The 14,554-nt window shown below is 61.3% G+C and carries 11 protein-coding genes; 3 read left to right on the top strand and 8 right to left on the bottom strand.

What is annotated here, in order from left to right:
- Positions 1-60 precede the first annotated feature (60 nt).
- The 3 genes from PQR62_RS17590 to PQR62_RS17580 are packed head-to-tail and all read right to left on the bottom strand — an operon-like array spanning position 61 to position 6,067.
- Positions 61-909, bottom strand: coding sequence for a siderophore-interacting protein (locus PQR62_RS17590; protein ID WP_408159284.1), 849 nt, complete (start codon positions 907-909; stop codon positions 61-63).
- Positions 906-5,144: a non-ribosomal peptide synthetase gene (locus PQR62_RS17585; RefSeq protein ID WP_408159283.1), complete on the bottom strand. Its 4,239-nt coding sequence runs from the start codon at positions 5,142-5,144 to the stop codon at positions 906-908. Before PQR62_RS17585 ends, PQR62_RS17590 begins: the two co-directional genes overlap by 4 nt.
- A gap of 8 nt (positions 5,145-5,152) precedes the next feature.
- Positions 5,153-6,067: an isochorismatase gene (locus PQR62_RS17580; protein ID WP_408159282.1), complete on the bottom strand. Its 915-nt coding sequence runs from the start codon at positions 6,065-6,067 to the stop codon at positions 5,153-5,155.
- Here PQR62_RS17580 and PQR62_RS17575 point away from each other — a divergent pair.
- Complete coding sequence (locus PQR62_RS17575; RefSeq protein WP_408159281.1) at positions 6,066-6,293, top strand: hypothetical protein; 228 nt, start codon at positions 6,066-6,068, stop codon at positions 6,291-6,293. The genes PQR62_RS17580 and PQR62_RS17575 overlap by 2 nt on opposite strands.
- A gap of 12 nt (positions 6,294-6,305) precedes the next feature.
- Here the strand turns inward: PQR62_RS17575 and PQR62_RS17570 are convergent, their stop codons facing one another.
- Together PQR62_RS17570 and PQR62_RS17565 are read right to left on the bottom strand one after the other, a co-directional pair.
- On the bottom strand, positions 6,306-7,979 hold the full coding sequence (locus tag PQR62_RS17570) for a (2,3-dihydroxybenzoyl)adenylate synthase (protein ID WP_408159280.1): 1,674 nt from the start codon (positions 7,977-7,979) through the stop codon (positions 6,306-6,308).
- The gene (locus PQR62_RS17565) at positions 7,976-9,079 is read right to left on the bottom strand and encodes an isochorismate synthase (RefSeq protein WP_408159279.1); all 1,104 of its coding nucleotides are present in this window, start codon (positions 9,077-9,079) and stop codon (positions 7,976-7,978) included. The genes PQR62_RS17570 and PQR62_RS17565 overlap by 4 nt, the downstream gene beginning before the upstream one ends.
- 278 nt (positions 9,080-9,357) lie before the next feature.
- Here PQR62_RS17565 and PQR62_RS17560 point away from each other — a divergent pair, with 278 nt between their 5' ends.
- A complete protein-coding gene (locus PQR62_RS17560) occupies positions 9,358-10,587 on the top strand; it encodes an MFS transporter (RefSeq protein ID WP_408159278.1) in 1,230 nt (409 codons plus the stop codon).
- Between the two features lie 164 nt (positions 10,588-10,751).
- On the opposite strand, the gene PQR62_RS17555 is transcribed toward PQR62_RS17560, so the two are convergent.
- From PQR62_RS17555 to PQR62_RS17545, 3 genes are all read right to left on the bottom strand, one after another.
- Positions 10,752-11,789 (bottom strand): ABC transporter substrate-binding protein, encoded by a 1,038-nt coding sequence (locus PQR62_RS17555; protein WP_408159277.1) that lies wholly within the window; start codon positions 11,787-11,789, stop codon positions 10,752-10,754.
- A gap of 66 nt (positions 11,790-11,855) precedes the next feature.
- Entirely contained in the window at positions 11,856-12,725 is an 870-nt protein-coding gene (locus PQR62_RS17550) for an ABC transporter permease (protein ID WP_408159276.1), read from the bottom strand.
- 52 nt (positions 12,726-12,777) lie between these two features.
- Positions 12,778-13,578, bottom strand: coding sequence for an ABC transporter ATP-binding protein (locus PQR62_RS17545; protein WP_408159380.1), 801 nt, complete (start codon positions 13,576-13,578; stop codon positions 12,778-12,780).
- A 296-nt stretch (positions 13,579-13,874) separates the two neighbouring features.
- Between PQR62_RS17545 and PQR62_RS17540 the strand changes: the two genes are divergently transcribed.
- Positions 13,875-14,552, top strand: coding sequence for a response regulator transcription factor (locus PQR62_RS17540; protein WP_408159275.1), 678 nt, complete (start codon positions 13,875-13,877; stop codon positions 14,550-14,552).
- The last annotated feature ends 2 nt before the right edge of the window (positions 14,553-14,554 follow it).

Raw genomic sequence — 14,554 nt, 5'->3', positions numbered from 1 at the left:
TCCTCAGGATTGATTCAGCCCGTCTAGTGAGCCTCATGTGCCGTTCGGCGGTATGCCGGCTCAACCGGCACCGCTCTTCATTTCGTCCATGATGCGGTGACGCTCGGCGTGATAGCTCTCTTCGCTGTGCGCATCCTTCCAATAGGGAACCGCATACATCATGGCGCGCGACACGCGACGTTCGCGCAGCAGGAAATTGCGGATCGCGATGACCTGCGCATTTTCCCCCGCCAGGGTGATTGAAGCCCTGCCGCGCGGCCAGGCGATCTTGCACACGGAGTCAGTCAGCAAGGTGCTGGCGCCAGGGCGAACGTCGCCGCGCACCAGCCAATGCGCATCCATTTCGTCAGGCAGCGACAGGCTGCGAATCTCTTCCATATCCGGCACTTCGATCAGCACATGACCGCAAGCTGACGCCGGCAAAGCCCGCAGCACAGCACAAATCAAAGGCAGACTGCTCATATCGCCAGCCAACAGATACCAGTCGGCGTCCGGCTGGTACAAGGACGGGCCGCCAGGCCCGGCAACGCCGATGGCGGAACCGATGCCGGCGTGCAAGGCCCAGCGCGAAGCCGGTCCATCGTCGCCATGCAAGACAAAATCGACATCCAACTCCGCCGCACCGGCATCGTAGCGGCTCACGGTATAGGTACGTGAAATTGGCCGGAGTTCATCAGACGGCCAGATCGGGCCGCTCGGCCCCAGGATCGGCAACAGCGGGACGGTCTGCCCCTCGCGCGGCAGCAGCAATTTGATGTGAGCGCCGTCGCTATTCTCTGGAAAACCGGCCAGCGCGGCTCCGCCCAAGGTGATGCGACGCATGCCGGGGCTCAGATTTTCAATCCGTTGAACGAACAGCAGGCGCGGCGGACTACGGGTGGCGGTAGAAGCTGTGGAAGATGTGCTCATGAGGAAGATGCTTGCATGCGGTCATTACGATCCTGGTACTCAACACTTTCGAGGCCGAGGCCGTTCGCCAGTCCGCTAATGTGCGCAGCCAGCAGGCGTCCGATATGCGCCAGCGGCTGCGTCTGGCTCATGCCGGAGTGGCTGCTGTCGATGTCGATGCAACGGATCCGGCCGGCGGTGTATTTTTGCCACTCCTGCCAATCCGGCAAGTGGTCTTTTCTGCGGGCCGCACGGAAGAACAGCAGGTCTCCCTCAAACGAACCGTGCTCAAGTTCGCGATACAGCGCCATGGAATGCAGTGACATGGCAATCAATTGCCGGATCTTTTCTTCATCGAAGGCCGCCAATGCGCTGCCGGGATGGCGTAGCCGCGCCAGGATTTCGCCATCGGTCAGAGGCTGTCCATCGGGGCCTGCCTCGGTTTCGCCGATCACGTCGAGCAAGGCGACCAGTGCATCGCGCTCCTGAGCCGGCGGCTTGCCTGCCCAGATGTCGCTCGGGTAGGAGTCCATCATCGCCAGCAAGGCGACCTGCTCGCCGGCCTGCTGCAAACTTGTGGCGATGGCTTGGGCAATTCCTCCGCCTGACGACCATCCCAGCAAAAAGTAGGGCCCACACGGCTGGCGACTGCGTATCAGCGCGGTGTAATCGACCACCATTGCAGCTGCCGAATCAGGTTGCGATCCGCTCAGACCGCGCGCCTGCAGGCCGTACAGCGGCGTGTCCGGCAATTGCCGGCTCAGGCCCCAGTAGCACCACGACAATCCCTCTGCCGGGTGCACGCAGAACAACGGCAAGTTTTCTTCTGCGCCGGGCTGCAGGCACAACAAAGGCGCAAACGGATCGGCGACGGCAGGCGCCTGATGCCCGATGCTGCATTCCAGCGACTGCGCCAGCGCCGCAATGCTGGTGTGGCGGAACAGCGCCGACACCTGCACATCGCGCCGCAGCAACTGGCTCAGGCGTGTCGCCGCCTGGATCGCCTGCAGAGATTTGCCTCCCAGCAGGAAGAAGTCGCTTGCGGGCGATAGCTCGGCGATACCGAGCACTTCGCACCAGACCTTCATGATGGAGCCTTCCAGCGGCGTCACCGCAGTCAGTGTCGCCAATGATCTTTGCGCCGTGTCATCACCCATCGCTTCACGTAAAGCGGCACGATGAATTTTGCCGTTGGCGTTGCGCGGCAGTTGTCCGAGCACCGCAAATACACCGGGTACCGCCGGGGCGGGCAAACGCGCCATCAGCCAGCTGCGCAAGGCAGCAAATTCGGTTTCCCCAGTCCCGGCAGCAAACCGCTCATGGCAAGTATCCAGCGCGAGAAAGGCGTGCAGCCGCTTGTCGCCGTGCGCATTGGTGACACCAAGCACAGCGGCCTCGCGGATACCGGGATATGTCAACAATGCGGTTTCCACCTCGGCCGGCTCGATCCGATGCCCGCTGATTTTGAACTCGTCGTCCAGTCGTCCCAGATAGCGCAGCAAACCATCATCGCCCAGTAGCACTCGGTCGCCGGTGCGATAGGCCTTCACTTCGTCCGGAAAATCAGGCAGGAGCACGAATCGCGCCGCAGTGACTGCCGCGCGATTCAGATAGCCCTGCGCCAAGGTCGGCCCCATCAGGCATAACTCGCCCGGCTCGCCGTGGGCAAGCAGACGCAACTTGTCATCCACCACCGCGATGCTTAGCCCGGCCAGCGGCTGGCCTATCGGAACGGCCTGGCTTGCGGTGGCCATGTCTGCCGGACCGCTGCTCTCCTTACGAGCGCCTTCAGCGCTCGCTTCCTCGGTCTGCCGGTATTCGTCCGCAAAACGTCCTGCCAGGCGCGCTGTAGTACAAATCACAGTTGCCTCGGTCGGTCCATAGGTATTCAGCAAAACCGAAGTCGCCGGTGCCGCAGCACGCCAGCGCGCTATGCGCTCGGCCAGTGCGGCTTCGCCACCGATGATGGTCAACCGCACACTGCGTGGCAGGCGCGCCAGCCCATTGCCGATTGCATAGGCGAATTCATGCCAGAAAGCAGTTGGGAGATCGAGCACCGAAATCCTCTGCGCAGCACAAGCATCGGCGAAGATGCTCATCGATTCCAGCATCGCCGTAGTGCGTAGGACCAGCGTCGCGCCGTTGCACAGCGCCAGGAAAATCTCTTCCACGCTGGCATCGAAATGCAGGGGGGCGAATTGCAGGATACGGTCAGCAGCGACCACACGGTATCGCCGGCTCGCCGCAGCGACAAAGTGCGACAGCGCGGCATGCCCGACCATGACGCCGTTGGGTGCGCCGGTGGAGCCGGAAGTGTAGATCACGTAAGCCAGAGGATCGACTGCCCGGAACTCCGACCGATGCGCGTCTTGCAAGCCACGATCAGGGCAAGCTGCCCCAGTTGGCGCGGATGCCGTGGCCCTTGGTGCGCAGCTTGCTGAATCTCGCGCCGTCTTTTGCTCCGGTCCTGGCTGCACATCATCAGAATCGATGCAGAACACCGGTGCCAGTCCATCCAGCGGCGACGCAAGAGACGACAGACTGAGCACCAGCGCGGGTTGTGCATCGTGCAACAAGCCTTGCAGACGCAAGACCGGCCCTTCAGGATCGAGCGGCAGATAGGCGGCACCTGTACTCAACACTGCCAGTACGGCAAGCACTGCGCTACTCGAACGCGGCAGCAGGATGGCGACCAGGCTCCCCGGCCCGATATTGCGGGCTTGAAGTTGCAACGCCAGACGATCGACCGCGTCGATCATCTGAGCGTAACTGAGCGTCTGCTGCCCCTCTTGCTCCAGCGCAGTTTGCCTGGGATTGAGTAAAACCTGACGGCGAATTGCCGCCAGCACCGGCTCGGGCGGCTGTGCCAAAGTTTCGCCTTTGAGCAGCGCTGGCGCACGGTCGCGTGTTGCCGTCCTGGCGGCGAAAAAATGAGCCAGCGCAGCTGCCGGCCGTGCCGATACTGCGGCCAGTAAGGCCGCGAAGGAGTCGTGATACATCGTCAGCACCTGCGGGCCATATGCAGCTGGATTGGCTTCGATATCGAAACGCAGATTGCTGCCGGACTCCATGCTTGGCGCGAAGCTGAACGAAATGTCCTCCACCGGACCTGACGCTACAGCATGATTGCGCGCCTGCAGATTACCAAATTGCAGGGGCCGGTCGAAGGGCATGATGTTGACTACCGGGCCGAACAGGCGGCGCATGTTGCCGCTCACACCAAGATCTTGCTTCAAGTCTTCATAGCGGTAACGCTGATGCGGCCGCACGGCGCGCAATTCGTTCGCCACTACGCGCGCCAGATCGGCCACACTTTGCTGCCCCGATACGGCCAGCCGCAATGGCACGATGTTCATCGCCATGCAAGGCAAACCCATGGCCGGCAAACCCAGGCGATTCATGACCGGCAAACCCAGGCTGATGTCGTTTGCACCGGTTTCGCCATGCAGCCAGATCGCCACGGCGGCAATCAGAAAGGCGTTCCAGTCGACGCCTACCTCGCAGGCGGTCTGCTTGAGTTGCGCAAAGTCGGCGGCAGGCAGGCCACCTCTCAGTTTTTCCACCTGATGCGACGCCAACGCAGGCGGCGCCAGCATCGGCGGCAGTGCCATGCCCTGCAGGCGATCAAGCCAGAACCTGCGGGTTGCGGCGTATTCTGCTGAGTGCCGATATTGCAGATCGGCTGCGACCAGTTGCGCCAGGCTGACGTTCCAGCCAAGCGCAAGCGGATCGCGTTGACATTCGGCACCCAACGGCTGCATGGCCTCGTACAGCGCAGCCACACGCCGGCTTAACAGCGCATAGCCGAAACCGTCCAATGCGATGTGATGCACGCGCAAATACCAGGCGCTCCGGTTCGGCCCGAGATTTATCAGCGCGGTGCCGAACAAGGTTCCGGCCTCCAGATCCGCAGTCTGCGCCAGATCGAGCTGCATCCAGCTATGCAATGCTGCCCAAGGGTCGGGTCTGGTCGAGAAATCGAGATATTCGATCCGCACGCTGCCGGCACCGTCCGCCACGGAGCGCGTCTGAATCAACTGTCCGTCCTTCAGCCGGTAGCGCATGTGCAGGGTTTCGCATTGCATCAGTACCTGCTGCAAGGCAGCGGCAAATACCTCCGTCTTGAGTTCTCCGCTCAACTCCAGCAACTCCGCAGTCCAATACGCCGGACTGGTGCGATCCAACTGCTGGCCCAGCCAGATGCCGTATTGTGCGGCACTGAGCGGCAGTTCCAAGATTTCCGGACTGTTGTTCATGACAGTCCTCAATTGGTTCGCATGGACGACAGCAGACGCCACCAATGTTCCAGCGTCGGCTGCTCTGCCAGTTCGGCAAAACCCAAAGTGCGGCCGGCGCGATGCCATTGTTCGATCAGACTCATCAGGCGGATCGAATCGAGACCAGCGTCCAACAGATTCTCGTCGGCGTGCAGATCACTCGCAGGGATCTGCAGCAAAGCCGCGACCTGAGATCGCAGAGCCTGCAAGTCATGCGGAATACTGCTGCGGCTACTGCAAACCGCCGATAAAGTATTCGACATGCCCTTACTCAAGGAGGCGATCACTGCGGCGCTGTCGGCCACGATGCCGCAGCGTCCGGCGACATAATCTAGCGCTTGCTTGTGCTGCGCCTCGGAGAAATCGGCTATTGCATCGCCGACCATGAAAGGCTGAATGTCGTTCATGAAGGCATCGGCCACTGTCAGCATGCAGCCAATATGGGCGTAGACGCCGCAGACGATCAGTTGATCCCGGCCCAAGCTGCGCATACGCTGCAGCAGATCACTTTTCTGGAAAGCGCTGTAGCGCCATTTCTCGAGCACCACATGCCCGCTCTTCGGCTGCAACTCCTCGACCAACATCGCAGCTTGCGGGGCCGCAGTCACGCCCGGCCCCCACCATTGCTGTAACAAGCCGCGCTGCTCGGCGTTCTGTTGCGCCGGCTGCGCGGTGTAGAACACCGGTACGCCCAAGGCGTCGCAGGTTGCGCGCAACTGCCGGATATGGGCAATCAGACTAGTCACCGGCTCCGCTGCGGGATCGAAAAAATCGAGGAAATATTGCTGCATGTCGTGAATCAGCAGTACGGCGCGTTGCTTGTCCGCACGCCAGTCCACCCGGTTTTCTGGCATGGAACCCGCCTGCGGCATGGGATAGCTGGCGATTCTGGGAATAGTCATGAAAGCTCCTGTCGAAATGCTGGAAGGTTTTGAAGGCGAGCTGCAGGAATCGCCAAGTCGCGCAGTCGGAGAGTCGGGCCGGCGCGGTGGAATTTGCGATGCCGGCAATGAAAGATCTGCGGCGGCTGGCGCTCCGAAATCTGACGAAATCTGTGATCAAGGCAAAGAACCGGCCCTCCGCTTCTTCGCAAATAGCGGCGAAGCGGATGGCCTCACAGCGCCTTGATGAGTTTGCGCATCAGACGGCGCCAGCCAATATCTGAGCGATCCGTTGGCGCAAGGCACGCTTGTCGATCTTGCCTACGCCGGTTTTTGGCAGGCAGTCGACCATTTCTATGCGATCCGGAATTTTGTAGCCCGCAATACTGCGCTCGCGCAGAAAGCGCCGCAGATCGCTGGCGGCAGGCAACTGATGATGGCTGCCGGTCGATTCGCGCAAGATCACGAAGGCGCAGGCGCGCTCGCCCAGATAGGGATCGGGCATCGCCACCAACGCGGCATCCCGCACCTGCGGATGAGCCAGGAGATGTTCCTCGATCTCGGCGGCAGCGATCTTTTCGCCGCCACGATTGATCTGGTCCTTGCTGCGACCTTCGACAATCAGATAACCGCCTTCCTGCATCCGTACCAGGTCACCCGTGCGGTAGAAACCGTCCGGGGTGAAGGCGTATTGATTGTGTTGTGCGGCCTGATAGTAGCCGCGGATGGTGTACGGCCCGCGCGTCAGCAGATGGCCGACCTGACCTGGCGCCACCTCGCAATCGGCATCGTCGACGATGCGAATTTCATCGTCGGGCGAAATGGGTCGTCCCTGCGTCGCTTGCACGATATCCTCCGGATCATCCAGCCGCGTATAGCTGACCAGACCTTCCGCCATGCCGAACACCTGCTGCAAGCGGCAACCGAGCACCGGCGTGATGCGGCACGCTACCTCTGCGCTCAGTCTGGCGCCACCAACCTGCAGCAATTGCAGGCTGGACAAATCTTGCCTCCGACCGTCGGCGGCATCCAGCCAGATGCTTGCCAGCGGCGGGACCAGTGCGGTAATCGTCACCAGTTCGCGTGCGATCAGTGGAAATGCCACCTCCGGTGTCGGTCTGCCTGCCATGACCACACAACCGCCGGCCCAAAAAATACCCAGGCTACCTGGTGAACTGAGCGTGAAATTGTGCCCGACCGGCAGCACGCAAAGATAAACGCTGGACGCGCTCAAGCCGCAAATCCCGGCGCTGGCGCGCACGCTGTAAAGATAGTCGTCATGGGTGCGCGGGATCAGCTTGGGCAGGCCGGTACTGCCGCCGGACAATTGCAGAAACGCGACCTCATGGGCTTGCGGGCTGGCGAGGGACAGCGGTTCCGCCGATACCTCAGTTACACCCGACTGCTCGCCGCACAAGGCGTCCAGCGAAGTGAACTCCTGCGCCTCGCCCACCACGATCACTTGACGCAGTCCGGGCGACTCTGCGCAGACCTCGCGCGCCAGGGTGCGGTAATCGAAACCATTGTCCTGATCGCTGATGATATAAGCGCATGCCTGACTCATGCGGCAGAAATGCACGATCTCGGAGCGCCGGTGCGTCGCCAGTGCAAACACCGGCAAGGCGCCCAGGCGGAACAATGCGAAACAGACGACGAAAAATTCAGCGATGTTGGGCAGTTGCACGACCACCCGCTCACGCGGCTTGAGACCTCGCGCCATTAGGGCCGCTGCCAGCCGATCAACCTTGAAATCCAGATCTGCGTATGTCCAGCGGCGCTCGCCACAGATCAGACACAGTCGCTCCGGCGACTGCTGTGCGCGTTGCCTCAAAGACTCGCCCAAGGTCTGGCCGGTCCAGTAGCCGAGCGCACGATAGCGTTCAGCGAACTCTGGCGGCCAAGGCGTGCAGCCCGCAAGCAAACCGGTATTCATGTGGCCTCCGGCAGCGGTTCCAGGCCCATGGCATTCAACATGGTGCGCAGCTTTGCACTGGTTTCCGCCAGTTCGCTCTCAGGTGAGGAGCCGTGAACAATACCGGCGCCGGCGTACAAGGTAGCGCTGCCCACCGCCAGTTCGGCGCAGCGAATGGTGACGGCCCATTCCCCATCGCCGTTGGCGTCACACCAGCCGACCAGACCGGCAAAAAGATCGCGTTCAAAACCTTCGCAATCGTGGATGAAGTCATAGGCCACGTTTTGCGGAAAGCCGCAGACGGCGGGAGTCGGATGCAAGGCCTGCGCCAGCGTCAGCGAGCTGGTAGAGGCCTCCTTCAGTACACCCATGATTTCTGTCCCGAGGTGCCACATTGTCGGCGTGGCCAGCAGCGTCGGCTCGGCCGGCACATGCATCTGAGTGCAAAACGGGATCAGCGCGGTCGTCACCGCATTGACCACCAAGGAGTGCTCGTAGCGGTCTTTGGCCGACAGCAGCAAGGCGCGTGCACGGCGGCCGTCTTCTGCAGGGTCAGGGCTGCGCGCAATCGAGCCGGCCAGCGGATGCGATGCGATCTGCCTGCCGCGCTTGGACAACAGCAGTTCCGGACTGGCGCCGATCAGGTATCGGGCACCCGCCGGCGACTCGGCCAGACGGATTGAAAAGCTGTAAGCGGAGGGATTGCGGCCTGCCAGGCGACGCAGCAGATCGGCCGCTGCGATTTGCGTTTTGACTTTCAGGGAGCGTGCCAGCACGACCTTCTCCAGCCGGCCTTCGCGGATCGCATGCAAGGCGGCCGCGACATTGGCGCAATACACTTCCGGCGTCGGCTGCTCCCGATACGCATAGGGGTGAGCGGGCTCTTCGATGCTGCATGCGGTACGCGCGACGTCCGCGGGGGCGGCGGTGGCGGCCGTGTCCGGGCACTCGGCTTCGTTGATCCTGCTGATGGAGTCGGGCAATAGCACCTGCGCCGGACCATCCGAGGAAAACGGCAGCGCGGCCAGTACAGGCCATTCCTGCAATTCCCGATGTTCTTTGGCGACCATGCGCAACAAGGTGGACACCGGCATTTCACTGGTTTTTCCGGTGGCGAGCATAGTGCCCCGCGACGAGCAGAACAGACTCTGTCCCTCCTCATATCTACTCAGCAACTCCAAGCGTCGCAGTTGAGCAAGACCTGATGCTCGCGCATGATCGTTCATGGTCAAAATCCTTGTAAGTGGGATGGGGCAAAGCCTGCAACAACATGCGGCCGATGCCGTGAGTGAGGCATTGCGAATATTGCCTGTTGACAATGTTGTCGGATAGTAAACACAATGACAATGATTCGCAATTACATTTTTGAATTAGCTCCGACTACCACTCCTTTTTCTCCATGCCTTTCTCCCTTTCCGCTGCAAAGCCACGCCTGCTCATTCCGCTCATCGCGTCCGTTCAATTCACCTACATCCTGGACTTTCTTTTGTTGCTACCGCTCGGCCCGGATGTCTCCACAGCCTTACAATTCCCGCCGGCGCAGTTGGCCTGGCTGACCACCGCGTATACCGCCTCCTCCGTGCTTGCCGGACTGTTCTCGATCCGCTATCTGGATCGCATTAATCGCAAGACCGGGCTGCTGATCTGCTTTGCCGCACTTTCCCTGTTCACTTTTCTGGCAGGCATGGCGACCGGCTTGGGCAGTCTGTTACTGGCGCGCGCGCTCACCGGAATCTTCGGCGGACTGTCGGTTGCGCTGGCCATGGCGCTGGTGATCGATGCGACGCCGCCGGAGCGGCGCGGCGCCGCCATCGGCAAGGTCATGATCGGGATTTCGCTGGCATTGATTGCCGGCGTACCGGCCGCGCTGGAGCTTTCGCGCGCCGGCGGCTGGCAACTGCCGTTTTACTGCCTGGGGGCATTGGGCGTACTGATCTGCCTGCTGGCGGCATGGCTGCTGCCGCTAGAACATGAAGTGACAGCCAGGCAGACAAGCACGACCTCCTTGCCAATGCTGCTGAAACAGCCTGCCGTCCGAATCGCCTGCCTGATCCAGGCAGGTAATCAGTTTTCCAGCTTTCTGATCATCCCGATCTATTCTTCCTTCTTTGTGCTCAACCTCAGCTACCCGCGTGCCGAACTCGGCATGCTTTACCTCATCGGCGGACTGAGTGCGCTCATGACCATGCAGGTGCTGGGCCGTCTGTCAGACTACATCGGCCCGCTGAAGACGGCCGCACTGGCAACGGCGGTCGTCTGGCTGGGCTTGACGCCCTTGCTGGACTTTTCCCTGTTCGCGCCCATGCTGGCATTTGTGCTTTTCATGTCGGGGAGCGCCGGCCGCAATGTCAGCGTCGCCGCCGCATGCAGCAAGATTCCGGCGCCGGAGCAAAGGGCCGGCTTCATGGCCTTGCTCAATATCGTGCAGGATCTGGGAATCGTGCTGGCGTCGCTGATCTCGGCAGCCATGCTGAGCGTTGCCCTGGAACCGGTGTCGCCGCAAGCTCAAGCGCTGCCTCTGAGCGGAGTACCTGCTCTGGCACTGCTGGCGCTGTTGGCCGCGTGCGTGCCCCTGGCGGGTCTTGCCTGGCTGCAGCGCCATCAAAACCAGGATCTGAATCGGCACTGAGCTTGCAGCGGCTAGCTCCCAGGCACCGCCCCCTCACCCCATCGCATCAAGCGCATTAAAACGAAAAAAGCCGCCGGCATCGATCACACGATGCAGGCGGCTTTGTCTTTTGTTACGGCTACGAGGCAATCCAGCCGCGAAACACCGGCGGGATCGTCCCCCTGTCAACTTCCCTTGCGCGTCTTGAACTCCGGCACAAACAGGTCCGACCAGACCTTGGGTTTGGTCTTGATGGTGCCGGCCTTGTCCATGAACAGCACGTATTGCATCACGCCATCCGGCGTGGTCGAGAACTGGGTGTCGGGGTCAGCCAGCATCTTTTCCACTTCTTCCTGAGACAGTTTCATCTTGGAAACTCGCAGGAAAGTCTCGGCCGCGCCCTTCCGATTCTTGGCGATGTAGGCGTTGGCTTCTTCCTGCGCCGCCATGAAGGCCTGGGTCAGTTTGGGATTCTTGTCGGTGAACTGCTTGAGCGCAAACACCACATCCAGCGTGATGTTGCCCAGCACCTCGGAAGAATTCAGCACGCGCGTGATCTTCGGATCTTTCACTTCCTGATACGAAAACGGCGGCGAAGTGAAGTGGGCAGTGATCTCGGTTTTGCCGGATAACAGCGAACCGACCGCCTCCGGATGGCTGAGGCTGACCGTCATCGGATCCAGCTTGGCATAGTTCTCCACACCGAAGGTCTTGGCCACCGCCATCTGCAGCAGCACTGCCGACAGCGAGGTCTTGATGCCCGGAATGGCGATCTTGTCCTTGGAGCTGAAGTCCTTCAGCGACTTGATGTTGGGATTATTGGTGTTGAGCCACAGCGGCGAAGTGCTCAGCGCGCCGAGACCGATCACTTCCGAGCGCGGAATGCCGTGTGCCTTCGACCACAGCGTGATGAAGCCAGGCGCGCCGGTGCCGGCGATGTCCAGATTGCCGGCCAGCATGGCGTCATTGATCACGTTGCCCCCGTCCAGCAGCACCCAGTTGGTCTTGACCTCGCCCAGTCCCATGGCCTTGGCATGCTTTTCGATCAGGCCCTGATCGCGGATCACCATCAGCGGCAGATATAGCAGGCCGTAACCGTGCGACAGGCGCACCGCCGGCGCTTCGGCGCGCGCCAGGCCGGGCGCGCCGGCCAGCATGGACAGGCCCAGCATGGCCGTCAGCATGGCCTTAGGAATCAGTCGGGAAAATTGTCTGCGTTGCATCTTGTCTCCTTCAGTCACTTGTCATTTATATGGGCAAATCTTTTCTGGCCATGGCTTGCGGTCGCCTCAATGCTGCATGCCCCAGCGATGGATGGTGCGCTTTTCGATCTTGGCGAAGATCATGTTTTCCACGAACAGCCCGATCAGGATCACGAAGAACAGGCCTGAAAACACGTTCGCGGTTTCCAGCTGATTTCGGTTTTCAAAGATGTACCAGCCCAGACCGCCGGCGCCGGACGATACACCAAACACCAGCTCGGCTGCGATCAGCGTACGCCAGGCGAAGGCCCAGCCGACCTTGAGGCCGGTCAGAATGCTCGGGAACGCCGCCGGGATCAGAATCGACCGCACCAGCGAAAAGCGCTTCAGGCCATAGTTCTGGCCGACCATGCGCAGCGTATTGGACACCGCGCGGAAGCCGCCGTGGGTATTGAGCGCCACCGCCCACAGCACCGAATGCACCAGCACGAAAATGATGCTGCCGGTGCCCAGGCCGAACCAGATCAGCGCCAGCGGCAGCAAGGCAATCGCCGGCAGCGGGTTGAACATGGAGGTCAGGGTTTCCAGCAAGTCATTGCCGATGCGCGAGCTGATCGCCACCGTGGTCAGCAAGCCGGCCAGCAGGATGCCGATGCCATAGCCGATCAGCAAGGTTTCCAGCGATACCGCCGCGCGCTGCAGCAAGACGCCGCTGCCGATGCCGCTCATGAAAGCATGCAGAGTCTCGGTAAAGCTGGGAAACAGCAGCGCGTTGTTCAGCCAGCGGCCGTAGATTTCCCAGATGACGGCCAGCACCAACAGGATGGCGGTCTTGCGGATCCAGCTGATGCGGTAAATGGATTCGAAGGCCGACAGCGGCCGCTGCACTTCGGTGGCCGCCGTGCGGCTAGGCTCCAGCACGATTTCCGGACGGACGAAGGGCGTGATCTTGCTCATGATGTTATCTCCTTGATTATTTTTTCCTGGCCTGCGGCCCGGGAAGCTGCGCTCAGTGCGCGAACAGCATGTCGTTGATCCGGGTTTCGAGCTGCGCCTGGCTGGCGGTGCCCATCTCTTCCGGCGGAATGCTGTTGAGTTCGGCCCGCACCTGACCCGGATGCGGTGACAGCAGCAGAATGCGGGTGCCGATGCGGATCGCTTCCTCGATCGAGTGGGTCACGAACAGCACCGTAAAGTGCGTGTCGTCCCACAGCCGCAGCAGCTCATCCTGCATCTTGCGGCGGGTCAGCGCATCCAGCGCGGCGAAGGGCTCATCCATCAGCAGCACGTCCGGCTCCATGGCCATGCCGCGCGCAATTGACACGCGCTGCTTCATGCCGCCCGACAAGGTGTGCGGATAGCTGTCGATGAACGTGGCCAGGCCGACCTTTTCGATGTAATAGGCCGCGCGTTCTGCCGCTTGCTTGCCTTGCAGACGGCCGCTGGCGTGCAGCGCGAACTCGACGTTCTGGCGCACGGTTTTCCAGGGCAGCAGCTGATCGAACTCCTGAAACACCATCATGCGATCCGGCCCCGGCTGGGTGACTTCGCGGTTTTTCAGGCGAATCTTGCCGGCGGTCGGTTGCAGATAGCCGCCGATGGCCTTGAGCAGCGTCGACTTGCCGCAGCCGGAGGGGCCCAGCAAGACATAGCGATCCGAGGGGTAGACATTGAAGCTGACCTGCTGCGTGGCCGTGACCAGAAAATCGCTGGTCTTGTACTGCAGCGTGACGTTATCGATTTCGAGCAGAGGTTTGGTCGGGTCGACGCTGCCGTTCGTGTTTGCAACGGACGCGGCGGAAGACTGCAGCACAGCGGCTGGATCATTTTTCACGGCTATCTCCTGATTTACTTTTTGAAATTCTGTGTGGGATGCTAATCTCGCAAGCTGTAACCAAGCTGACTAAATGCTGAGAACTTCGGGTTCATAATCCGCCTGGACGGCTCCGCCCCGCCCCATCTGCACAACCTGAAATGAAGCCGGGGCGCCGTCAGGCAGCTGCGCCGGAGCCGTAAATACAAAACAGGCCAAAGCAGGCCGACCTGCCCAGGCTGCATCAAGACAGCCGGCACACAGAAATAAAAGACAGGAAGTGGAGACCGCGCATGCGCATCTTATTGGTTGAAGACACCGCCGACGTGGCCGAAGCCATCGTCGCCCACCTCACGCGCATCGGCCACACGGTGGAATGGCAGAGCAACGGCCACGAAGCCGCCAGAATGGTTGCCGATCCCTACGATCTGCTGATTCTGGACGTGATGCTGCCGCAGCAGGACGGCTTTTCGCTGCTGCGCCGGCTGCGTGAAAAAGGTCTGAATACCCCGGTGCTGATGCTGACCGCCTGCGCCGAAATCGAAGAACGGGTACGCGCGCTGGACCTCGGCGCCGATGACTATCTGATCAAGCCCTTCGATTTCCGTGAACTGGAGGCGCGCATCCGCGTGCTGCTGCGGCGCAGCGGCGGCGACTCCACCAATCTGCTGAGCTGCGCCAACCTGAGCATAGACCGCAAGAGCCGTACCGTGCTGCTGGACGGCATGCCGCTCGATCTGACGCGGCGCGAAGTGACGCTGCTGGAAATCATCGCCGCCCGCCCCGGCCGCATCTTCGGCAAGGATGAATTGATGGACAGGCTGTTCAGCGTCGACGACACGCCCAACGCCAATACCGTGGAACAGTACGTCGCCCGTCTGCGCAAGAAGCTGAGCGGCGCCGCGGTTGAAATTCGCACCCTGCGCGGTCTCGGCTATCAACTGGTGCTGCTGGCGCCGGCCCATGGCTGAAC

The sequence above is a fragment of the Herbaspirillum lusitanum genome, from assembly GCF_046025995.1.
In the GTDB taxonomy this organism is placed as follows: domain Bacteria; phylum Pseudomonadota; class Gammaproteobacteria; order Burkholderiales; family Burkholderiaceae_D; genus Herbaspirillum; species Herbaspirillum lusitanum_A.
The sequence above is the reverse complement of the archived record's forward strand: the minus strand, read 5'-3'. Positions and strand labels throughout refer to the sequence as shown.